Source organism: Brevundimonas sp. GW460-12-10-14-LB2, from assembly GCF_001636925.1.
GTDB classification, from domain to species: Bacteria; Pseudomonadota; Alphaproteobacteria; order Caulobacterales; family Caulobacteraceae; genus Brevundimonas; species Brevundimonas vesicularis.
This window is the reverse complement of the sequence record NZ_CP015511.1, coordinates 1,038,672-1,058,721: the sequence shown is the minus strand read 5'-3', so window position 1 is coordinate 1,058,721 and position 20,050 is coordinate 1,038,672. Positions and strand designations below refer to the sequence as shown.

At 63.8% G+C, this 20,050-nt stretch carries 24 protein-coding genes, 2 tRNA genes and 1 other RNA gene; 15 read left to right on the top strand and 12 right to left on the bottom strand.

The genetic code is table 11. The features are described 5' to 3' along the window. The first annotated feature begins 8 nt into the window (after positions 1 to 8). A complete protein-coding gene (locus tag A4249_RS05145; RefSeq protein WP_055805174.1) occupies positions 9 to 380 on the top strand; it encodes a sensory rhodopsin transducer in 372 nt (123 codons plus the stop codon). Positions 381 to 809: 429 nt separating this feature from the next. Then, entirely contained in the window at positions 810 to 2,894 is a 2,085-nt protein-coding gene (locus A4249_RS05140; RefSeq protein WP_055805170.1) for a glycoside hydrolase family 65 protein, read from the top strand. An 89-nt stretch (positions 2,895 to 2,983) separates the two neighbouring features. Here A4249_RS05140 and A4249_RS17145 read toward each other — a convergent pair whose 3' ends face one another. Both A4249_RS17145 and A4249_RS05130 read right to left on the bottom strand, forming a co-directional pair. Next, positions 2,984 to 3,205, bottom strand: a complete 222-nt coding sequence (locus tag A4249_RS17145; RefSeq protein WP_055805167.1) for a DUF6894 family protein — start codon at positions 3,203 to 3,205, stop codon at positions 2,984 to 2,986. Position 3,206: 1 nt separating this feature from the next. Further along, on the bottom strand, positions 3,207 to 3,935 hold the full coding sequence (locus A4249_RS05130; protein ID WP_066551448.1) for a Crp/Fnr family transcriptional regulator: 729 nt from the start codon (positions 3,933 to 3,935) through the stop codon (positions 3,207 to 3,209). Positions 3,936 to 4,371: 436 nt separating this feature from the next. On the opposite strand from A4249_RS05130, the gene A4249_RS16250 reads away from it, so the two are divergent. Next, positions 4,372 to 4,548 (top strand): DUF3606 domain-containing protein, encoded by a 177-nt coding sequence (locus A4249_RS16250; RefSeq protein WP_082064521.1) that lies wholly within the window; start codon positions 4,372 to 4,374, stop codon positions 4,546 to 4,548. Positions 4,549 to 4,790: 242 nt separating this feature from the next. Continuing rightward, positions 4,791 to 5,189 (top strand): DUF6766 family protein, encoded by a 399-nt coding sequence (locus A4249_RS05120; protein ID WP_197458458.1) that lies wholly within the window; start codon positions 4,791 to 4,793, stop codon positions 5,187 to 5,189. A gap of 445 nt (positions 5,190 to 5,634) precedes the next feature. Here A4249_RS05120 and A4249_RS05115 read toward each other — a convergent pair. After that, a protein-coding gene (locus tag A4249_RS05115) for an IS3 family transposase (protein ID WP_156494575.1) occupies positions 5,635 to 6,824 on the bottom strand; the annotation gives its coding sequence in 2 pieces (ribosomal slippage) (positions 5,635 to 6,566 and positions 6,566 to 6,824; 1,191 coding nt in all). A gap of 163 nt (positions 6,825 to 6,987) precedes the next feature. On the opposite strand from A4249_RS05115, the gene A4249_RS05105 reads away from it, so the two are divergent. Further along, the gene (locus A4249_RS05105; protein WP_066551446.1) at positions 6,988 to 8,082 is read left to right on the top strand and encodes a tyrosine-type recombinase/integrase; all 1,095 of its coding nucleotides are present in this window, start codon (positions 6,988 to 6,990) and stop codon (positions 8,080 to 8,082) included. 94 nt (positions 8,083 to 8,176) lie between these two features. On the opposite strand, the gene A4249_RS05100 is transcribed toward A4249_RS05105, so the two are convergent. The 3 genes from A4249_RS05100 to A4249_RS05090 form a co-directional block, all read right to left on the bottom strand. Then, complete coding sequence (locus A4249_RS05100) at positions 8,177 to 8,539, bottom strand: hypothetical protein (protein WP_231868773.1); 363 nt, start codon at positions 8,537 to 8,539, stop codon at positions 8,177 to 8,179. Positions 8,540 to 8,607: 68 nt separating this feature from the next. After that, positions 8,608 to 9,126: a Dps family protein gene (locus A4249_RS05095; protein ID WP_066551445.1), complete on the bottom strand. Its 519-nt coding sequence runs from the start codon at positions 9,124 to 9,126 to the stop codon at positions 8,608 to 8,610. 122 nt (positions 9,127 to 9,248) lie between these two features. Then, positions 9,249 to 9,322 (bottom strand) — tRNA-Gln (locus A4249_RS05090). 201 nt (positions 9,323 to 9,523) lie between these two features. On the opposite strand from A4249_RS05090, the gene A4249_RS05085 reads away from it, so the two are divergent. Beyond that, positions 9,524 to 9,600, top strand: a tRNA-Pro gene (locus A4249_RS05085). Positions 9,601 to 9,660: 60 nt separating this feature from the next. Here A4249_RS05085 and ilvC read toward each other — a convergent pair. After that, a complete protein-coding gene (gene ilvC, locus A4249_RS05080) occupies positions 9,661 to 10,695 on the bottom strand; it encodes a ketol-acid reductoisomerase (protein WP_066551444.1) in 1,035 nt (344 codons plus the stop codon). Here ilvC and A4249_RS05075 point away from each other — a divergent pair. From A4249_RS05075 to A4249_RS05060, 4 genes are all read left to right on the top strand, one after another. Then, positions 10,694 to 11,236, top strand: coding sequence for a DUF924 family protein (locus A4249_RS05075; RefSeq protein ID WP_066551443.1), 543 nt, complete (start codon positions 10,694 to 10,696; stop codon positions 11,234 to 11,236). The genes ilvC and A4249_RS05075 overlap by 2 nt on opposite strands. 75 nt (positions 11,237 to 11,311) lie before the next feature. After that, on the top strand, positions 11,312 to 12,169 hold the full coding sequence (locus A4249_RS05070; RefSeq protein ID WP_066554815.1) for a thymidylate synthase: 858 nt from the start codon (positions 11,312 to 11,314) through the stop codon (positions 12,167 to 12,169). Positions 12,170 to 12,180: 11 nt separating this feature from the next. Beyond that, the gene (locus tag A4249_RS05065; protein ID WP_066551442.1) at positions 12,181 to 13,035 is read left to right on the top strand and encodes an alpha/beta hydrolase family protein; all 855 of its coding nucleotides are present in this window, start codon (positions 12,181 to 12,183) and stop codon (positions 13,033 to 13,035) included. Between the two features lie 4 nt (positions 13,036 to 13,039). Then, entirely contained in the window at positions 13,040 to 13,345 is a 306-nt protein-coding gene (locus A4249_RS05060) for a phosphoribosyl-ATP pyrophosphohydrolase (RefSeq protein ID WP_066551441.1), read from the top strand. On the opposite strand, the gene A4249_RS05055 is transcribed toward A4249_RS05060, so the two are convergent. After that, positions 13,342 to 13,929 carry a hypothetical protein gene (locus A4249_RS05055; RefSeq protein WP_066551440.1) on the bottom strand — a complete coding sequence of 196 codons (588 nt, stop codon included), beginning with the start codon at positions 13,927 to 13,929 and terminating at the stop codon, positions 13,342 to 13,344. The genes A4249_RS05060 and A4249_RS05055 overlap by 4 nt on opposite strands. A 57-nt stretch (positions 13,930 to 13,986) precedes the next feature. On the opposite strand from A4249_RS05055, the gene A4249_RS05050 reads away from it, so the two are divergent. Further along, a complete protein-coding gene (locus tag A4249_RS05050; RefSeq protein WP_156494632.1) occupies positions 13,987 to 14,514 on the top strand; it encodes a dihydrofolate reductase in 528 nt (175 codons plus the stop codon). Positions 14,515 to 14,523: 9 nt separating this feature from the next. Beyond that, entirely contained in the window at positions 14,524 to 14,844 is a 321-nt protein-coding gene (locus A4249_RS05045) for a YbjQ family protein (RefSeq protein WP_039243695.1), read from the top strand. Positions 14,845 to 14,863: 19 nt separating this feature from the next. Here A4249_RS05045 and A4249_RS05040 read toward each other — a convergent pair whose 3' ends face one another. Both A4249_RS05040 and A4249_RS05035 read right to left on the bottom strand, forming a co-directional pair. Next, a complete protein-coding gene (locus A4249_RS05040) occupies positions 14,864 to 15,961 on the bottom strand; it encodes an NADH:flavin oxidoreductase (protein WP_066551438.1) in 1,098 nt (365 codons plus the stop codon). Between the two features lie 76 nt (positions 15,962 to 16,037). Then, complete coding sequence (locus tag A4249_RS05035) at positions 16,038 to 17,105, bottom strand: Mrp/NBP35 family ATP-binding protein (protein ID WP_066554814.1); 1,068 nt, start codon at positions 17,103 to 17,105, stop codon at positions 16,038 to 16,040. Positions 17,106 to 17,251: 146 nt separating this feature from the next. Here A4249_RS05035 and miaA point away from each other — a divergent pair, with 146 nt between their 5' ends. The 3 genes from miaA (at position 17,252) to A4249_RS05020 (ending at position 19,017) form a co-directional block, all read left to right on the top strand. Next, positions 17,252 to 18,052: a tRNA (adenosine(37)-N6)-dimethylallyltransferase MiaA gene (miaA, locus tag A4249_RS05030; RefSeq protein WP_231868803.1), complete on the top strand. Its 801-nt coding sequence runs from the start codon at positions 17,252 to 17,254 to the stop codon at positions 18,050 to 18,052. A gap of 10 nt (positions 18,053 to 18,062) precedes the next feature. Continuing rightward, positions 18,063 to 18,432: a transfer-messenger RNA gene (gene ssrA / locus A4249_RS05025) on the top strand. 111 nt (positions 18,433 to 18,543) lie between these two features. Next, the gene (locus A4249_RS05020) at positions 18,544 to 19,017 is read left to right on the top strand and encodes an SspB family protein (protein ID WP_066551436.1); all 474 of its coding nucleotides are present in this window, start codon (positions 18,544 to 18,546) and stop codon (positions 19,015 to 19,017) included. 6 nt (positions 19,018 to 19,023) lie between these two features. On the opposite strand, the gene A4249_RS05015 is transcribed toward A4249_RS05020, so the two are convergent. Together A4249_RS05015 and A4249_RS05010 are read right to left on the bottom strand one after the other, a co-directional pair. Beyond that, positions 19,024 to 19,404: a RusA family crossover junction endodeoxyribonuclease gene (locus A4249_RS05015; protein ID WP_231868802.1), complete on the bottom strand. Its 381-nt coding sequence runs from the start codon at positions 19,402 to 19,404 to the stop codon at positions 19,024 to 19,026. Further along, positions 19,380 to 20,033 (bottom strand): peptidylprolyl isomerase, encoded by a 654-nt coding sequence (locus A4249_RS05010; protein WP_197458457.1) that lies wholly within the window; start codon positions 20,031 to 20,033, stop codon positions 19,380 to 19,382. Before A4249_RS05010 ends, A4249_RS05015 begins: the two co-directional genes overlap by 25 nt. Between the last annotated feature and the right edge of the window lie 17 nt (positions 20,034 to 20,050).

Genomic DNA, 20,050 nt, shown 5'->3' with positions numbered 1-20,050 from the left:
AACGTCTTATGAGCGAGATCGGAAAACGGGTATGGGTGATCGCCGAAGGCTATATTCCGAGCGATAGCTCGGGCCCGAGTCCGGCGATGATCAGCCATGAGACAGCTTGCATCCTCAATCCCGGAGACAGGCCGACGGAGGTCGAGATCACGCTTTTCTTCGAAGATCGCGCCCCGGTCGGTCCCTACCGACTGGTGATCGGCGGGCAGCGGACCAAACATGTTCGCTTTAACGATCTCCACGATCCGGAGCCGGCGCCTCGCGATACGGACTACGCCAGTGTCATCCGCTCGCAACACCCTATCGTCGTCCAGCATACTCGCCTGGATTCGCGACAAGCCGCGAACGCGATCATGACGACAATCGCCTACAGCGAATAAGACTTGGATAAGAGCGTTCGAGAGAATTCGCGCTTCGCCCTTCGCTCTTCGCCCTTGATCGGATTTTCACTGAAACCGATTGGCCGAAAGCGAACACAGGAAACTGTGGCTCGGTTTGGGGTTTGATGTGTCTCCTCCCATTCACGAGGTACAGATCGATGGGCTCGTCGAGGTCCGGACGTTCCGTCCACGACGCTGACAGCAGTGAACCGAAAACGTTTGGTGGAGCGGACACGACCGATGCCGCTCGGCAGGCTCGGCTGCAGACCGACTTCCGTTCCTTCTTCGCTCCGTGGCTAGACTGAGGGGGGATCGCCGAATGGGCACCTCTGATGACTGCACCGAACCTGAGAGATCACTAGGCCGCGTCATGCGACCCGTCGAGGCGGATGTCCATGTCTTTGAGCGCCAATTTCAAGTGAGGCAGGAATGACGACTGGCGAGCCCGCCACGGACTGGAGACCGATCAGCCCGCCTGTAGAACACGGCGCTAGAGACGGCGCGCTTCCCGCCTATGTGGCCAACGGCCTGATCGGTTTGCGCGTGCGGGAAATGGCGCTCTCGCCGGGCATGACGATCGTCAACGGCGTCGTCGGCCAGGATCCTGAACGCCGCATAGAGGCGGGCGTCCCTGTCCCCTATCCGCTGGAAGCCGACATCTGCATCAACGGCGTCTGGCTGTCGGACCAGCCTTGGTGCGTCAGCGACTTAAGGCAGGCCTATGATTTTGCGACCGCTGAACTGACCAGCCGCTGGCGCGCGCGGATGAGCGACGTTAGCGCCGAGATCGAGGTCGTCACCTTCGCCAGCCGCACTGCGCCGGCCGTCGTCATGCAGGAGGTCACCGTGCGGCCCGATGCGCCGTGCGAAATCCGCCTGCGCGCCCGGACCTCGACCGCCGATGTCAGAGGGCGGGTCGTGCGGCGTCGGACGGACACGCCCGGAGATACGGACCCCGCTTGCGACGGCTCCCTGCTGTGGTCGACAGAGGGCGACCTGTCGACCTGCGGGATTGCGCTGTGGACCGACACGGATCCGGCCGCCGAGCGCGAAGTGACACGCTGGGATGCGTCGGGACCGCTGCAAACCACCTACGATCTGGGCCAGATCGGCAAAGGCGGTGCGCGTCTGCGGCAGATGGCGGCCCTTGTTCCCTCGCTGATCCATGCGCGACCCGACGAAGAGGCCGTACGTCGGGTGGCGCGCGCTGCGCAGACCGGGTTCGAGATCCTTCGCATCCGCAACCGCGACGCCTGGCGTGAGCTATGGCGTGGCCGGATCGTCGTGACGGGCGCCGATCCAGCGCATCAGGCCTTAATCGATGCGGCCTTCTTCTATCTGAACAGCTCCGTCCACCCCACCTCGCCGGCCGCGACCTCGATCTTCGGCCTGGCCGCGTGGCGGGACTATTCCTACTATTTCGGCCACGTCATGTGGGACATCGACGCCTTCTGTGTGCCGCCCCTGATCCTGAGCCAACCCGACGCCGCGCGCGCCTTGCTCGACTTCCGCTCGCGCGGTCTCGCGGCGGCCGCATCGAACGCGCGTCTGTCCGGCCGTCAAGGATTGCAGTTCCCGTGGGAGGCGGCCCCCTTGTCCGGCCAAGAAGCGACGCCAGGCGGCGGGTCGGGGGCGGCGCATGAGGATCATGGGACGCTGCATGTGGCGCGCGCGTTCAGCCTGTTCGCCGACGCCACAGGCGATGAGGCCTTCCTGCGGGAAAAGGCCTGGCCCGTGCTTGAAGGCGTCGCAGACTGGATCGTCAGTCGATTGAGCCTGACAGAGCGCGGCTATGAGCTAATGCGCGCTACAGGACCGGCTGAGGTCCCAAGCCCGCCGGACAATGACGCATTCACCTTGATGTTGGCCGACGATGTTCTGTCGCGGGCGATAGGCGCTGCGGAGGTGCTTGGACGACCGCCCCATGCGGCGTGGCGTGCCATTCGTCAGACCCTGTATCTGCCGCTACGTTCAGACGGAGCGATTGCGGCGCACGACGGCTTCCGCATCGATGAACCCAAGGGCGCCACCCCATCGCCTTTGGCCGGACTGTTCCCGGGCGGTTATCAAGCCAATCCGGAGACGATGCGCCGAACTCTCGATCTCTATCTGGCCCACTGGCGGGACTATGTCGGGGCGCCGATGTTTCCCGCCCTCTACGCGACGTGGGCCGCCTTGGCCGGCGACCGCGCCTTGGCCCTTCAACTGTTCGAGGCTGGATACGCCGCCTATGACGCCGGCCGTTTCCATCAATGTCTCGAGTATCGACCGGACCATCCCGACAGCGAAACGGCGGCCGGTCCGTTCTTCGCCAATCTGGCGGGCATGTTGATGGGGCTTGTCTACGGATTGACGGGGCTGGAAGCGCGCGGCGCGCCAGAGACATGGCCGAGACGGGTGGTGATCTTGCCGGCGGGATGGGACGCGATCACCGTTGAGCGCATCTGGCTGGGCGATCGAAGGGCGCGGCTGCATGTCGAGCACGGAAAGCCAGCCGCAATCACATGGCTTTGACTGCGAAGCCGGTGCACACGCCCTCGGCCGACGACGCCATCGCTAATGGCGGCGACCCGAGCGTTGATGGGCGATCCTCACACGGACGTTTAATCTCGTCTGTAGGCCAAGGTCCCAGCGAACACCGTCGCTCCCGCGTTATTCCTGACCGAAATCTCATACGTCTCGTCGCCCTCATTATGGGACTCCGAGAACATTTCGCCCAGCGCCTTTCGCGCTAGACGGCGCGCGCTGTTGTCGGACGGACAGTCGATGCCGACACCGTCGCGGCGGGCGCCGCTGGGATCGACCGTATCGAAAAAATATCGCATCTCAGACCTGGGCGTTTGGCTTGGTGCCTCCAAGGTGCAGGTAGCTGGGCTCGAAGCCCGCGAACTCGGCGAGGCGATCAAAGTTCGGAATTTCTACGAACCGCCCCTCTGTGCGGATCAGATCGGCGCCGCGCAACGTCATCAGCGTCCGGTTGATGTACACTGGGCTCATGGAGGTGATGTCGGCGAGTTGCGCCTGCGTCAGCGGCAGGTCCAAGCCCGCTTCATCGGCGAAACCGACAGCGCGGAGCCGGAAATGGAGCTCGCAGATCAGATGCGCCAGGCGTTGATCCGCGGGGCGCTGGCCGATGTTCACCAGCCACTCGCGCAGGGTGGCCTCGTCCACCAGCGTCGCCCAGTTGAGCGCCAGGTTGATCCTCGGATTGTCTGTCAGGGCATTGATACGAGCCGGAGAGATTTGCGCGACCCTGGCGTCCGTCAGAACGCCGATCCCATGATCCATCTCGGTCAGGATCTGCACACGCAGATCACACATGTCGCCTGGAACGAAGATCGCCATGACCTGACGCTGACCGTCCTCCAGCATCTTATAGCGACAGCCCCAGCCCTCAAGCACCACGTGCACGTTTCGGGGGACTTCGCCCTGCGACGAGATATCCTCTCCTGCCTTAAAAGTGCAGACATCCAGCACGGCGTCGCGGAGATCGATCCGATCTTGATCGGTCAGATCGGCGCCATACTCGAGCTTGCGGATGAAGGGGTCGATCATGATGTTCGCCTCATCTGTCCGCCTTCACCCTAAACTTAGCGGGCTTCATTTGCACAGCCGCAAAGCCCTACGAACACGGGTCGCCAAAAATGCTCGCCGCTAACCTGCGTTAGAGAAGCGCGGGCGTCGCTGCGTCATTCTCGGGGAATGGCGCTGTTCTCCGGTCCGAAAATCCGCCGTGCACGGTTATCGAACAACCGCTTCGATCGGCTACTCGCCTGGATCTCTGTGTTCGCGTGCGCTGTGGTGACGACCCTGCTTGTGGTCCTGTCCCTGCCGCATCTGACGGGCTGAGTGAGGTCTTGCGCTTCGCCAGCGGCTTGTCCGCTTTGCAGTCGCCGAACCGGATCCGATCTTCGGCCCGGCCCACCGACCGATATTGGACACAGGAAACGGAACGGCTCGCCCGCTGTTTCGGGTTCTTCAGGAGGCGCCCATGACAGACGACAAAACCCAGACCGGCAACCCGGATCGCCAGCGAATCAGCCTGAGCGAAAACTATGAGGCTCGGGATTGGGCCGAAAAGTTCGGGGTCACCGAAGATCAGCTTCGACGGGCCGTCGAGAAGGTGGGAAACTTGGCGAGCGACGTCGAAAGAGAGCTTCGAGCCTGATGAAATCGGATCAAGAAGCCGAAGCCGCGTTGCCGCCGGGCGTCGCAAAAGGTCGGCGTCTTGACACGACGCCGGCGGAACAGCAGCGGGCGGCGGGCGGCATTGGGCCAGGCGGCCAGCCGGGTCCGGACCTTGCGACGCGAAGGCTGCAGGAGGGCCGAACGGACGCCCGTGATTTCGAAGGGCAGACCGGACCGAACGAACCCTCGGATTCACCGACGCAGGATTGATGGAGCCAGGTCATGCTGAAGAAGTATGCCTACGCCTGGATTACACTGGCCTTCTTCACGGTCTCGATCGCCCTTCATTGGGGCTTCGGCTGGCTCGCCTATGTGGATGACCAGACCTCTCATGGGCAAGCTGTCCGTCTCTCGCCCTATCTGGTCGAAATGGGTCGCGACACCTTCGAGAACTGGCAGTCAGAGTTTCTGCAACTTCTCTGGCAGGTCGTCGGCTTGGCTTATTTTCTCTATGTCGGGTCACCATCTTCCAAAGAGAACGATGATCGAATGGAGGCTAAGCTCGATGCGTTGATCGAGTTGGTCGGAAAAGAGAAGGGTGCAGAGCTGATTGCTGACCTCGACAAGACCCACTTGCGTCACAGTGGCCATGCTACGATCCACAAGCCGCAATCTTACTGACGGCCCTCTGCTGACCAGAGCCCTACAAGCAGACCTTTTAAACGTCGGCTATGAGTCACAAACGGACGGACGTCACAAGAAATAGTCCGGATCCGACGCGCCACGTCGGCAGGGAGCGAACATTTTTAGCTAGCCAACTACGCAAAAAACTCGGCTGCTGGACTTGGGATCATCGACCGCCTTCAACGAGATAATAGAGCTGAAGCGTGGTCCGTCGTGGATCTAAGGGCGCTTGGTGACAAGCTGTTGTGGCGGAGCGAGCGCCCGATCTGCAGGCTGTGTTCCGGACCGAGACGTGCTGCACATCCAGTTGCAACCTCAAAGGTTGGAGGTGGCTGATGTCAACATCAATAGCAGCCATCTCCTCCACCCTACTGACCTTGAGGGAAGTTTGCGCCACGCTCCGGCTTTCCGAAAAGACAGTCCTTGACGTGACCCCCGTTTCTCATCCAGCCATAACGAGAGTCCTTTGGTGATCTGAGCTGTGATCGGCTGGGTTGGCAAGAGGCCGGTCTGCGCAGCCATCAACCAGCGCAGCAGGCCGGCCGATGTGTCCGGTGAGCGCTTCTGCATAAGCCTGCGGCGTCAGCCACCCGAGCTTCGAGTGCGGACGCTGCTCGTTGTAATCGCGTCGCCACGCCTCCAGCACGGCGCGAGCGTGCGGCAGCGAGCGGAACAGCGTCTCGTTCAGCAGCTCGTCACGCAGCCGCCCGTTGAAGCTTTCGTTGAAGCCGTTCTGCTGGGGCTTGCCCGGCGCGATGTAGTGCCAGCCGACGCCGGTGTCGTCGGCCCAGGCCAGGACCGCGTTCGAGGTGTACTCCGTGCCGTTGTCGCTGACGATGGTGTCGGGCCGCCCTCGCTGCCGGATGACGGCGTCCAACTCCCGCACGACCCGCGCGCCCGACAGCGAGGTGTCGGCCACCAGCGCCAGGCACTCGCGCGTACAGTTATCGATCACCGTCAGGATGCGGAAGCGCCGCCCGTCCGTCAGCTGGTCTGCGACGAAGTCCAGCGACCAGCGCTGGTTGGGCGCCAGCGGCAGGTCCAGCGGTCGCCGCGTGCCCATCGCTCGCTTCCGGCCGCCCCGCCGGCGCACCGTCAGTTGCTCGTCGCGATAGATCCGCTGGACCCGTTTCCTGTTGACCGCATGGCCCTCGCGCCGCAGCAGCACGTGCAGGCGGCGATAGCCGAACCGGCGACGCTCCTGGGCCAGGGCCTTCAGCCGGTCGCGCAGGGCGCCGTCGTTCGGGCGCGTCGCCTGATAGCGCACGCTCGTCCGATCAACACCCAGCACACGGCACGCCCGCCGTTCGCTCATCTCGTAGGCGGCCTGCAGATGGCCAGCCGCCTCGCGATAGCCGGCGGGCGTCACCACTTTTTTCCCAGCAGCTCCTTCAGCGCCACGTTGTCCAGCATCGCGTCCGCCAGCATCCGCTTCAGCCGGGCATTCTCATCCTCGAGCGCCTTCAGCCGCCGAGCCTCCGACACATCGAGCCCGCCGAACTTGGCCTTCCATTTGTAAAAGGTCGCCGAACTGACCCCGTGCCGCCGGCACACCTCCGCCGTCGTCACACCGGCCTCCTGCTCCCGCAGGATCCCGATGATCTGCTCTTCCGTGAACCTCGATCGCTTCATTCTGTCCGTCCTTCGTTGGGCGGACTCTAGCTATTCCTGGAGGAGTTTCAGGGGGTCACGTCATCCTGAACCTTATCAACGCCAGATCTATTCCGGCGATCAAAACCGGCCGCCAGTGGCGCATCCGCTCTGACGACCTCGACAACTACACGCGAGGCGAAACATGTCCCTCTATCGTCGCGGCGAGACCTGGCATTACGACTTCCAGTTCGCGAGTCAGCGATATCGGGGGACGACGCGCTGCACCAAAAAGGGTGACGCCCAAAAGCATCTCGAACGCCTCCGCCGAGATCTTGCCCTGGGATCATCTGACGCGCTCCAAGAGCAAACGCTGAAGGACGTTTCAGTGGAGTGGTTCAATGCCAAGGTGGCGGGCACCAAGGCCGAGGCCACCGTCGCGTTTAGACTGAACATAATGCTGCGACATTTCGACGGCGACGCTCTGATCTCCACCCTCGGCGCGGCCGAGGTTCAGGCGGCAATCAGCCGGCGCCGCGTGGAAACCACTCGCCAAGGTAAGCTGCCCTCCAACGGCACAGTCAACCGCGACCTGATCGACACGACTCTTCGGCCGATCCTGCGCTTCGCTCGACGAAATCTTGAGCTCAAGGTCCGCGAGATCCCATGGAGCGATCTGCGTCTGAAGGAGCCCAAGGGTCGCACTCGCACTTTCAGCGGCGATGAGATCGAAACCTGGCGCGCGGGTTTGCCGGAATGGCATCGCCCCCTATTCGACTTTATCACTCGCTACGGCGTCCGGCTGACCGAGGCCTTCTTCCCGCTAGACGCCGTTGACGTCGTGGGAGGACGGGTCGCGCTTCGGGCCCGCAAGAACGGCGGCACACATTACCTCCCTCTCCTGCCCGACGACCTCTCAGACATGAAGGCGAGGATGGGTCGTGCCAGGGATGCCGATCTCGCCACGGTTTGGTTTCGACAGAAGCCGGACGGTAAGCTCCAAGCCATCACACCCAGAGGGCACCAAGCCGCGTCCCAAGCCGCGCTCAGGGCGGCCAAGATCGTCGACGCGCGGCCGGTTCATGACAGACGTCACCACGCCGCTACCAGGGCATTAAAGGCCTCAGGAAATCTCGCTGTGGTGAAGCAGCTTCTTGGGCACGAGAGCATCACTTCGACCGCTCGCTATGCCCACGTCTCAGACGCTGACGTGCTTGCGGCTCTAGGGCACAAATCCCACCACACCGAGGCGGAAGTCTCAAAAATCTCTAGCGAAAACAATGTGAAAGATGCTGGATGAGCAGAAACCTAAATCCAGTGCGTCTACCAGTTCCGCCACATCCGCATCGGGTAGGCGGTCGCGTCTAGAGGGTGACGCCGCTCAGGGCAAGGCCTCAGCGACGCCCGGCGACCAGTTCGTTGCGAATGGAGCGTCCCAAGGGATCGCGGGCGCGCCAGGTGTCGCCGACATCGGCCTCGACCATCCGGCTGCAGAACCGCGGCAGAATCTGGCGCGGGCTGAACCCGCTCAGACAAATCTTGTCACCCTCTGCCGACCAGCGGGCCGCCACACGTCGCCCGTCCGAAAACTGCGAGGTGTAGCGTCCATCCGGATCGAAATAGTGCCTGACCCACTGTCCGTTCGGATAGTGAGACACGATCGTATTGCCGAACGCCTTGGACATATCGGCTGAGGCGGGCGAGGCCGCCAGCACTCCCACAATAGCCAAGCCGCAGATCACCGCACCCTGCTTCACACGCCCCTCCTGCGCCGTCCATAATCGACTATCGACGATACATAAGACGGCGCAAGCGCTGCGGTTCCTCAGCCGTTACCGCGACGACCCGATTCGAACAGGAACCAGACGCGCTTCTCGCTCTCGTCGATCCAGTTCTCCAGCAAGCTGGCGGTCGCGACGTCGTTATGCTCGTCGCACAAGTCATGCACCTCGCGCATCCGGCCGATCAGTTCACCGTTGTCGTCGCGAAGCTCGGCCAGCATATCCAGCGGATCGACGTAATCGGCATCGTTGTCGGCGATGCGTGATTCCTTGGCGATCTGACCGATAGAGCGCAGCGTGGTCCCGCCGATCTTGCGCGCCCGCTCGGCCATCGGATCGGTCATGGCCAGGATTTCCGCCGACTGCTCATCCAGCATCAAATGATAGTCCCGGAAATGCGGGCCCGAGACGTGCCAGTGGAAGTTCTTGGTCTTGATGTAGAGGGCGAACGTATCGGCCAGCAGCCCGGTCAGAGCGGCGGAAATGCTCTGGGTCGCCTCCTCCGACAGGCTCGTCGGCGTCCTCAGGGGCGCCAGGCGCTTTTCTTTGGCGGTGACCATCATCGTTCTCCTCAGCAATAGTCTGCGGTCAAGCTAGGTAGCCGGGCATCCGAACGGAAGCCCTGGCGCAGATGATAATGCTGAAGCTGTAAAGTGGTTCGGCGGCGCCGACCTTTGTCGGCGGATGGCTGGGGAACTAGGACTCGAACCTAGAATGACGGTACCAAAAACCGTAGTGTTACCATTACACCATTCCCCAGCAGGACCGGCGTTTCCGAAGCACTCTGTGCGGCGGAGGCGGTCAGATACGCCAAGCCGTTTTGGGATGCAACACCCTCTTTCAGGACTATTTTCGCTTACCGTGAAGATGGGTCGAAATGGGCGCTTGCGGCCCATCGAACCCATGGCTATAAGCCGCGTCCTCACTTCGGGGCGACGCCGCCAGGCCAGCCCCCACGGTCGGAGTGTGGCTCAGCCTGGTAGAGCACTGCGTTCGGGACGCAGGGGTCGGAGGTTCGAATCCTCTCACTCCGACCATCTTCTCCTCAGAATAATCGACGATGCGACAGCGGGCCTTCGCCTGCCGTCATGTCCGCGTTAGTCGTCGTTCGCCGCGCTCTCCATCGCCTGGCGCGCCACCGCATTCAGATGCGCTCCAACCGACTCGATGGTCTTCACGCCCAGCGCCTTTCGGCGCGCGGTCAGGTCGGGCGAACCCGCGTCGTAGTCGGCCATCAGCCGCCGCACGAACGCCCCGCTCTGAATCGCGGCCAGCACCTCACCCATCGCCTGGTGCGATTCGTCTCCGATAACCCTCGGCCCGGTAAGATAGGCGCCGTATTCCGCCGTGTTCGAAATCTTGGCGAAGGCGCCCGCGATGCCGCGTTCGTACATCAGGTCGGTCACCAGCTTGGTTTCATAGAAACATTCGAACCACGCCACTTCGGGCGGATAGCCAGCGTTGACCAGCTTCATGAAGGCCGCGTCGATCAGTTCGGCGATGCCGCCGCACAGCACCACCTGTTCGCCGAACAGGTCGCTCTCGCACTCGTCGCGCATCGTCGTTTCCAGAATGCCCTTGCGCCCGCAGCCCAGCGCCGCCGCATAGGACAGGCCCAGGGCATGCGCGCTGCCCGTCGCGTCCTGCTGCACGCCAAACAGGCAGAAGACCCCCTCCCCGGCTTCGTACAGATCGCGGATGCGCGGCCCGATCCCCTTGGGCGAGGCCAGGATGACGTCCAAATCCGTGCGCGGTTCGACCAGGCCGAATCGCACCGACAGGCCGTGGGCGAAGACCAGGGCCGCGCCCGGCCGCACGTTCGGCTCCAGTTCGTCGCGCCACAGATCGCGGTGCGCCTCGTCTGACGTCATGACGGCGACCACGTCGGCGCCCGACGCGGCCTGTGCGGCCGTCATCACCTCAAACCCGTCGGCGCGCGCCAGGTCTCGCGTCTTGGAGTCCGCTTTCAGACCCACCACGATTTCGGTCACGCCCGAATCGCGCAGGTTCAGCGCATGGGTGCGGCCCTGGCTGCCGTAACCGATCATGGCCACGCGCTTGCCGCGAATGATCGAAAGGTCGCAGTCGCGGTCGTGGAAGACAGGCAGCGGATTGGGTAGGGTCTGGGTCATGACCGCCTTCATAACCCCATCCGACGTCGTCGCCTTCTGGAAAGAGGCTGGACCCGAAAAGTGGTTCGCCAAGAACGAGGCGTTCGACGCCGACTTCCGCGACCGAGGCCGCGCCCTGCACTGGGCCGCCGCGCGCCGCGAACTGGACGACTGGATGGACACGGCCCGGGGCGCCTTGGCGATGCTGATCCTGCTGGACCAGTATCCCCGAAACAGTTTTCGCGGTACGGCGCATCAGTTCGCCACAGACCCGCTGGCCCTGATGTTCGCCAATCAGGCGGTGGCGCGCGATCTGCACCTGGCGGTCGAGCCGGCTTTCATGAACTTCCTGCTTTTGCCCTTCGAGCACTCCGAACGGATCGAGGACCAGGACCGCTACATGGCCTTGGTCGCGGGCGACGAAGAGCTGGAGAAATGGGGCAAGCTGCACCGCGACATCATCGTCCGCTTCGGCCGCTTCCCGCACCGTAACGCCGCACTAGGCCGCCAGACCAAGCCTGAAGAACAGGCTTTCCTCGACGAAGGCGGCTTCGGGGGTTAATTCGATCCACAACGATCCGATGGCGAGCGGCGACGGCCGATTGGCGAAAAACCGATTCGGGTGGAAGCTGACGCCATGAACGCTCAGGTCGCCATCGCTGAACTTCAGGCTCGCATCGCTGCGGCGCCCGCCGATCATCCCGAGCGGCAGTATCTGAACCTGCTGCGCGACATCCTCGACAATGGCGTCCGTCGCGACGACCGCACCGGCACCGGCACCTTGGGCGTCTTCGGTCGCCAGATGCGGTTCGATCTGTCCAAGGGTTTCCCGGTCCTGACGACCAAGAAGCTGCATCTGCGGTCGATCATCGTCGAACTGCTGTGGTTCCTGCGCGGCGAGACCAATATCGCCTATCTAAAGGACAACGGCGTCCGCATCTGGGACGAATGGGCCGACGCCGAGGGCGAGCTGGGTCCGGTCTACGGCAAACAATGGCGGTCCTGGACCGCGCCGGACGGGCGAGTCATCGACCAGATCGAGAAACTGGTTCACGGGCTGAAGACCAATCCCAACAGCCGCCGCCACATCGTCACTGCCTGGAACCCGGCCGATGTCGACGACATGGCGCTGCCGCCCTGCCACTGCCTTTTCCAGTTCTTCGTCGCCGACGGAAAGCTCAGCTGCCAGCTGTATCAGCGCAGCGCCGACGTCTTCCTGGGCGTGCCGTTCAACATCGCCTCCTACGCCCTGCTGACGATGATGCTGGCCCAGGTGGTAGGGTTGGAGCCGGGCGACTTCGTCCACACCTTTGGCGACGCTCACCTTTATCTGAACCACCTCGAACAGGCTGAGCTTCAGCTAACCCGCGAGCCCCTGCCTCTGCCTGTCATGCAGATCGCGCCCAAGACCGACCTGTTCGCCTTCGACCTCTCGGACTTCACACTCGAAGGCTACGAGGCCTGGCCGCATATCAAGGCGGCCGTCGCCGTTTAAGGTCGTTCACGATGATCCGCGCTTTCTCTCTTGGTCTCGTTCTGCTCGCGACGCCCGGAGCGTCGGCGATCGCCCAGCCGGTCTCATCCGCCGTCGAAGCCGCCGAGATCACGCCGGTCCAAATCAGGGTTCCGGCGCCGGACGGTCGGGCCATACCGATCAGCATCTGGACCGCCCCGGTCGAACGCGGCGTGGTGGTGTTCAGTCACGGCTATAACGGCTCGCCGACGGCCTATGCCCGCATTCTGTCGGCTTGGGCGTTGCATGGCTTCACGGTAATCGCACCGCTTCACGTCGATTCTCTGCGCCATCCCGAACATGAGAAATATGACAATCGCGCCGCCTTCTCGACCAGGCTGATCGACCTGGGCGTCGCACGCGGCATCGCCGCTCATGCGCATTCGGACAAGCCGCTGATCGTGGCGGGGCATTCGTTCGGCTCTCTGATGTCCGTGATCGAGGGCGGCGCCGTCACGGCAGCGGGCCCCGCAGGCGACCCGGCGGTAAAAGGCGTGATCGCCTTTTCCTCGGCCGGCTCTATCCCCGGCCTCGTCACCCCCGACAGCTACCGTACTGTTGACCGTCCGCTGTTGGTGATCACCGGCGATCAGGATCTGGTGCCCGGCTTCGTCAGCGATTGGCGCGATCATCGCGCGCCGTTCGACAACAGCCCGGCCGGCGACAAAACTCTCATGATCTTCGCGGGCGCTGACCACCAGCTGCCGGGGACGGCGCAAGGCGAGCAGTTTGATCAGATCATCCGGGCGACGGAGGATTTCCTCGACGCCTATGCGCTGAACGACGCCGACGCCCGGTCGCGCCTTCAGGCCTTCGCGGCGGACGGCGTCAGCGTCGAGCGTCGCTGAACAGATGGATCTGCGCGATCTGACCGCGTCGGTTCTTCGCATCTCCGACATCTACGCCGCCGAACACGATATCGACCGCGACCGCGATTGGGCCTTGCTCAAACTGCAGGAGGAATTTGGCGAGCTGACCGCCGAGCACCTGCGGCTGACAGGCCGCGCACGAGGCGCGCCTGACGCCCTGGCGCTGGGCGACGAGGCGGCGGATGTGCTGGGGATGCTGCTGATCTACTGCGCGCGGGCGGACATAGACCTTGAGCAAGCCATGCAGCGCAAATGGCTGAAGTGGCTGGAGTCTCAGACCGAAGCCTAGATCTCTGGCGCAATCATGATCATCGGCGTCAATCGCGCGACCAGGGCGTCGTCCGTTTCGATGCGCTCGACCACGATCCGGTTCTTCATCATGCCCATCTGCATCGTGGCGCGAAACGCGATCACGTCGCCGGGCGCAGCGATGAATCCCTCAAGCGTCGGCTTGTTCTGCTTTCCCGCCAGGCCGCCGAATGCCATGGACAGCTGGTGGCCGCCCGGCGATACCGAAATCGCGGTGAAGCGCGGGCTCTTCAGCTGGGCCACGAACTTGTCGTCCACCGACAGGTCCATGCCGGCAGCCTTGCCCACGAAGCCTTCGCGATAGACGATCAGCAGAGCCCGGTCGTGAAACTGAGGGCGAAACGCCAGTGCAGCCTGCTTCTGCTCCGCCGTCGCCGACTTTCCCAGTTTTGTGCCCGCTAGATTGGCCATGATGTAGGCGGTGAACACGCCCAAGAATGCGCCGACCATCATCGGCAGATAGCCGGCGTCGGCTCCGGCCGATGAGAACAAGAACGCCAGCCCGCCGCTGATGACGAACGCGACCAGGAAACCGACCAGGATGGCGGGGAGATACTTGCTCACAACGGGGCTCGCGTTCATTGGATGGGTCACTTCAACGCATCGATACGGTCAAGGTTCTTGCCCCAGCCCATCATTTCCTTGGTCGTCGCGCGTGGACGCAATGGCGTCATCGGTCGCGACGGCGACCTGCCCTGGCGGCTCCGCAGCGACTTGCAGAGGTTCAAGGCCATCACCGTGGGCAAGCCCTGCCTGATGGGCCGCAAGACTTGGGAGAGCCTGCCGCTGAAGCCTCTGCCGGGTCGGCTGAACATCGTGCTGACGCGTGACGAATCCTACGAAAGCGACGGCATGTCCAAGGGCGCGCTGGTCTGCGCCACTCTGGACGAGGCCATCGAGATCGGACGCGAAACCGCCGAGGACGATGGCGTCGAGGAAATCTGCATCATCGGCGGCACCGCCTTGTTCGAGGCATCCCTGCCCCGCGCCAGGCGCCTGTACATCACCGAGGTCGAGGCTTCTCCCGAAGGCGACGCCGTCTTTCCGGCATTCGACGAAACCGCCTGGGTCGAGGTATCGTCAGAATCGCACCCGGCAGGCGAGAAGGACGATCATGCCTTCACCTTCCGCGTGCTGGAACGCCGCTAGGAGAAACAGATGTACGTCACCACGACCAACGACCTGCCCGGCTTTCGCGTGACGCGCCACATCGGCCTGGTGCGCGGTGTCACGGTGCGCTCTCGCAACGCCATCTCCGACGCCATCGGCGGGGTCCAGTCCATGCTGGGCGGCCGCGTCGGCGCCTATGTGAAGCTGGCTGAGGCCGGGCGTCAGGAAGCCTATGACGAACTGGTCAAACACGCCCAGGCCCACGGCGCCAACGCCATCCTGGCCGTCCGCTATGACGCGACGGAGATCATGCCGGGCGTGACCGAGGTGCTGTGCTACGGCACTGGCGTGATCGTCGAGCCGGCATAACCGGCTCGACGTTTCCCGATCAGGACAGGGTCATCAGGTCCGAACGCTCGAAGTTGCGCAGCTCGTCTTCACGACCCTCGCGGATCTTGGCGACCCACTGAGGATCGGCCAGCAGCGCGCGGCCGACGGCGACCAGGTTGAACTCCTCGTTCTCCAGACGGCGCAGCAGACCGTCCAGCGAGGCGGGCTTTGAACCCTCGCCGCCGAAGGCCGCGATGAACTCGCCGTCCAGGCCGACGGACCCGACGGTGATCGTGGGCTTGCCCATCAGCTTCTTGGTCCAGCCGGCGAAGTTCAGGTCCGAGCCTTCGAATTCCGGCTCCCAGAAGCGGCGCTGCGAGCAGTGGAAGACATCGACGCCGGCGTCCGACAGCGGGGTCAGCCACTCGACCATCTGCTCCGGCGTCTCGGCGATGCGGGCCGTGTAATCCTGAAGCTTCCACTGCGACAGGCGCAGGATGACGGGGATGTCGTCGCCGACGCCTTCACGCACCGCTTTCACGACCTCGGCGCCGAAGCGGGCGCGGTCCGCGATGGTCGGTCCGCCCCAGCGGTCCTCGCGCGCATTTAGGCCGCCCCAGAAGAACTGGTCGATCAAATAGCCATGGGCGCCGTGGATTTCGACGGCGTCGAAGCCGAGGTCTCGTGCAGCGCGGGCCGACCGGCCGAAAGCGGCGATCGTGTCTGCGACATCTTCCTCCGTCATCGGCTCCAGCTTGGTCTTCCCCGGCATGGTCATGCCCGACGGGCTATCCACCTTGCCCAGCGGCGCCCAGTCATCGCCGCGTCCCCGCGCCGAGCCGACGTGCCAGATCTGCGGCGCGATAAGACCGCCGGCGGCATGAACCTCTTCAACCACGGACTTCCATTCCGGCAGCGCTTCGCCGTGGAAGACCGGAACATTGGCGTCGTTGCGCGCCGCCGGACGCTCGACGACCGTGCCCTCGGTGACGATCAGACCCACTCCGCCCTCGGCGCGGCGGCGATAATAGGCGGCGACGTCGGAGGTCGGGACGCCGTTCGGCGAGAAGGACCGCGTCATGGGCGCCATGACGATGCGGTTGGGCAGGGTCAGCCCCTTGATCGTGAAAGGGCTGAACAGGGCGTCGAGGCTCATTGGAATTCCTTGGATATCTGTAGCATCCAAGGTGGCGAACAGGGTTGCGTTTGAAAACCCCCCGCCTCGGCTTTTTCTAAAGCCCGAGCGCCGCCGAGACGCGCGCGGCTATTTCGACAAAGCGGCCGGCGATTTCGCCGTGAGGATCGGTTGCGACAGGCGGTCGTCCGGTATCGCCGCCCTCTCGCAAGGCGGCGTCCAGCGGCAAGGCGCCCAAAAACGGGATGGACAGGCGCTCGGCCTCGGTCTTCCCCCCGCCTTCACCAAAGACTGGTCCGCTCATGTTCTCGATCAGGCCAAACGTCGGGACATTGACACGCTGGAACAGGGTGTGGGCACGTCGCGCATCGGCCAGAGCGACTTCCTGCGGCGTCGACACGATCACCGCTCCATCCAGCGGCGTCTTCTGGATCAGGGTCAACTGGACGTCGCCCGTGCCCGGCGGCAGATCGACCACCAGCACGTCCAGCGGCGCATCAGCCGTTCCCCAACGCGTCTGGGTCAGCATCTGCGTGATGGCCTGCGACGCCATGGGGCCACGCCAGATCATGGCGTCGTCCAACTTGGTCAAAAGGCCGACCGACATGGCCTTCAGCCCGTGGGCGAGGTGCGGCACGATGGCGCCGTCATCGTAGGCGGGCTGACCGCTGATGCCCAGCATGGTCGGCAGCGACGGCCCATATACATCGGCGTCGAGAATGCCGACCAATAGCCCGCGCGCCGAAAGCGCAGCGGCCAAATTTACGGCGACCGTGGACTTGCCCACCCCGCCCTTGCCGCTGGCGACGGCCAGGACGCGGCGGACATGGGCCGGACGATCGGTCGGGACGGGCGCCTTGGCGCGGCCCTGATCGACCGCCGCCTTTGACAGGCTCGCCGTGCGCGGCGCAGCAACCGGCTTAGTCTCGGCGGTTAGAATGACCGAAACGCGCGCCATGCCGGGAATGGCCTTCAGCGCAGCCTCCGCCGCGTCACGGACCGGGGCGTAGGCGGCTGCTTGAGTGCGATCGACTTCCAGAGCAAACCCCGCGCGATCCTCAGCCACGACCAGGCCCTGAACCAGACCGGCGGCGACCAACCCCTGGCCGGAAACCGGATCGATGATGGCGTCGAGGGCGGCGATGACGGCGGAGCGTTCGACCAAGGCGGTCTCCAAGGGACTTGCAGGCGATGATGCGCGCGTTCTATCGCCCTCGAACCCGTCCCGCGAGCCACGATTTGTCCCAGCCGCCCTCAATCACCCTGATCGCCGGCCCAACCGCTTCCGGCAAGTCGGCGCTGGCGCTGAAGATGGCGCGCGAAACGGGTGCGGTGATCATCAATGCCGACAGCCAGCAACTCTACGCCGACCTGCGCATCCTGACGGCCCGCCCCTCGGCTGAAGATGAAGCCCAGGCCGACCATCGACTGTATGGCGTCGCAGACGCGGCCGACGCCTGGTCGGTAGGACGCTGGAGCCGCGCAGTGATGGCGTTGCTCGACGATCTTCGCGATCAAGGCCGCCCGGCCATTCTGGTGGGGGGGACCGGCCTCTATTTCACCAGTCTGACACGAGGCTTGGCCGATATTCCCGCGGTGCCGAGCGCGGTGCGCGATCAGATGGATGCCGACTACACGGCGCTCGGCGAGTCAGCTTTTCGCCGGCGCCTGGCCCAGATCGATCTTGAGGCGGCGCAGGCCATCGAACAGGGAGACCGACAGCGACTGGTTCGAGCCATGAGCGTTTTCATCGCCAGCGGTCGTGCGCTGAGCGCCTGGAAGGCCGACACCCAGCCCTTGTTGGCGCAGGGCTCATGGACCGGATGGGTCAGAGAGCCCGAGCGTCAGCAACTCTATTCAAACTGTGACCAGCGCGTAGATCTGATGATCGATCAGGGAGCGATAGACGAAGTCCAAGCCCTCTTGGACCGTGGCTTGAACCCCGCCCTGCCCGCCATGAAGGCGGTCGGGGTCAGAGAACTGGCCGCCTACCTGTCCGGCGATCTGGCCCGCGACGACGCGATCGCCGCCCTTAAACAAGCTACCCGCAACTACGCCAAACGTCAGTTGACGTGGTTCCGAAACCAGACGCCGGAGTGGAGCCGCGCCTGAGTGCAATCCGGCGCTTGGAATGCGTCACGGCTGCGCCTATATTCCTCTGGTCCGGTTTCGGCCGGACTATAGCGATAAACGCGCTTGTAATAAGCGGACCGGACCCGGGTGCGATTCCCGGCGGCTCCACCAACTTTCTCCCCGCGTTATCGGCGGAGGCAGCATGGGGCCGACTAGCATCGACGGACGTGTAAAGAGGATTGCTTTCGCTCGTCCTGGCCCACCGTATCGGGCCATTTTCTAACTGCGAACGATAACTTCGCTGGAGAAGTCGCTCTCGCCGCGTAATGCGGTTCGAGTGATTTCGAATCTTAAGTCCTAGGGGTTCAGATCCCTGGGCGGGGCCCGTCGGGGGGCCTGGCAACAGAACCCCCGGCACTTTCCAAAAGATGATCGGGAGCCTGGCGCCAGAATCCCGGCGCTTTACCTTCATGACACCTTTCGCCTACGGCCCTGCGCCGCTATCAGTCGCGCTCTGATGTGAGGTGACGATGAGCGACCAGGCCCCTCCGGTCGATGAGATGCGGTACGAACAGCTGGCGCAGGAAGCCCTGCGCGGCGTCATGCGCGCCGCGTTGGAACGCGTGCTGGCCGACGGACTGCCCGGCGCCCACCACTTCTATATCACCTTCAAGACACGTGCCGTCGGCGTCAGCGTGGCCCCTGACATTCTGGCGAAATATCCGGAAGAGATGACGGTCGTTCTGCAGCACCAGTACGACGACCTGCGCGTCGAGTCTGAGCGTTTCTCGGTCAAGCTGCGCTTCGGCGGCATGCCCAAGAGCCTGGTCATTCCCTATTCCGCGATCACGCGCTTCTACGATCCCAGCGTCCAATTTCTGCTGCAGTTCGAAGACCCGCAGCTTTTGGACGAAGTCGAAGACGAGCCGACCCCGCCCCAGGACATGCCGCCGATTTCGGACGGCCCCAAGGTCGTTTCGCTGGACCAGTTCCGCAAGAAATAGCCGCCGTCAGTCCTTGCGTGGATAGGAGCGGATCAGGATCCGCTCTCTTTCGCCTTCGCGTCTTTCGACCAGCAGCCGCGCGACCTGAGCGTCGTCGTGGAACAGATAGCCTTTGATGGAGTCGAGCAAGGCCTTGGCCAGATTGTCGAGGTCCATCCAGGGCGGCTCGCCGACATGCTCCATGCGGATTTCGACGACATGGTCGCCCCATGACGGCCTGGCTCCGCGCCATTCCTTGCGCATGAACTCATAGACCAGCGGCTTGTAGTATTTGGCCTGGGTCGTCAGGCCGTCGATAACGATCTCGACCGCATCGCCGTCCTCACGCGCCCTGACCTTGCCGGTCCCGATCCAGCCGGCGGTCACGGTTGCATCGATTTCATACAGACGGCCGGCGCCGCATCCATCAGACGCGCGGATCGGATCGTTACGGGCGGCGTAAGCTGCTCCTGAGAGTTCGCGGGCATCCGCTGGATCCGCCGCGCCACATCCAGCCCTTCGACCACGGCTCCGAATGCGGCGAAGCCCTGCCCGTCTGGATTCCGCCCTCCGCCAAAGTCCAGGCTCGGCGTCTCCTCGGTGACGATGAAGAAGCTGGAGGTCGCACTGTCCGGTCCGTCCCGCGCCATGGACACCGCGCCGGCCGTATGGCGCAGGCCAGTGTCTCGTGTCCGTTCAAGAGTAATCGGTTGTCGCGATGCGTCGTCGCTGCCGCGTGGCGTCGCCGCCTGGATCACGTCGATGGGATAGCGGCTGGCGGTATTGGTATCGCGGTTGACCGTTCGGAAGAACGTGCCCCCATCATAATCACCGGTCACGACGTAGCCGATGAAGTTGCATGTCGTGATCGGCGCGGCGGCTGCATTCAGCGCCAAGACAATCGAGCCGGCTGTCGTATCGAGGGCCACCCGGGGCATTGTGGGTTCAGGCTTCACAGTCGCGCAGCCGGCCAGCGCCGACAGCGCCGCCACGGCGATCAACCCTCGTCTCATATCCGCGCTCTTCTTGCCCTGCATGGCTCTCGTGCTACACC

Coding starts and splice junctions, on each gene's coding strand:
- A4249_RS05070 (WP_066554815.1), top strand. CDS start 11,312: ATGAACGCTCAGGTCGCCATCGCTGAACTTCAGGCTCGCATCGCTGCG.
- A4249_RS05105 (WP_066551446.1), top strand. CDS start 6,988: ATGTCCCTCTATCGTCGCGGCGAGACCTGGCATTACGACTTCCAGTTC.
- ilvC (WP_066551444.1), bottom strand. CDS start 10,695: ATGACCCAGACCCTACCCAATCCGCTGCCTGTCTTCCACGACCGCGAC.
- A4249_RS05045 (WP_039243695.1), top strand. CDS start 14,524: ATGTACGTCACCACGACCAACGACCTGCCCGGCTTTCGCGTGACGCGC.
- miaA (WP_231868803.1), top strand. CDS start 17,252: ATGGCGCGCGAAACGGGTGCGGTGATCATCAATGCCGACAGCCAGCAA.
- A4249_RS05095 (WP_066551445.1), bottom strand. CDS start 9,126: ATGATGGTCACCGCCAAAGAAAAGCGCCTGGCGCCCCTGAGGACGCCG.
- A4249_RS05145 (WP_055805174.1), top strand. CDS start 9: ATGAGCGAGATCGGAAAACGGGTATGGGTGATCGCCGAAGGCTATATT.
- A4249_RS05060 (WP_066551441.1), top strand. CDS start 13,040: ATGGATCTGCGCGATCTGACCGCGTCGGTTCTTCGCATCTCCGACATC.
- A4249_RS05065 (WP_066551442.1), top strand. CDS start 12,181: ATGATCCGCGCTTTCTCTCTTGGTCTCGTTCTGCTCGCGACGCCCGGA.
- A4249_RS05120 (WP_197458458.1), top strand. CDS start 4,791: ATGCTGAAGAAGTATGCCTACGCCTGGATTACACTGGCCTTCTTCACG.
- A4249_RS16250 (WP_082064521.1), top strand. CDS start 4,372: ATGACAGACGACAAAACCCAGACCGGCAACCCGGATCGCCAGCGAATC.
- A4249_RS05075 (WP_066551443.1), top strand. CDS start 10,694: ATGACCGCCTTCATAACCCCATCCGACGTCGTCGCCTTCTGGAAAGAG.
- A4249_RS05010 (WP_197458457.1), bottom strand. CDS start 20,033: ATGCAGGGCAAGAAGAGCGCGGATATGAGACGAGGGTTGATCGCCGTG.
- A4249_RS05020 (WP_066551436.1), top strand. CDS start 18,544: ATGAGCGACCAGGCCCCTCCGGTCGATGAGATGCGGTACGAACAGCTG.
- A4249_RS17145 (WP_055805167.1), bottom strand. CDS start 3,205: ATGCGATATTTTTTCGATACGGTCGATCCCAGCGGCGCCCGCCGCGAC.
- A4249_RS05040 (WP_066551438.1), bottom strand. CDS start 15,961: ATGAGCCTCGACGCCCTGTTCAGCCCTTTCACGATCAAGGGGCTGACC.
- A4249_RS05130 (WP_066551448.1), bottom strand. CDS start 3,935: ATGATCGACCCCTTCATCCGCAAGCTCGAGTATGGCGCCGATCTGACC.
- A4249_RS05140 (WP_055805170.1), top strand. CDS start 810: ATGACGACTGGCGAGCCCGCCACGGACTGGAGACCGATCAGCCCGCCT.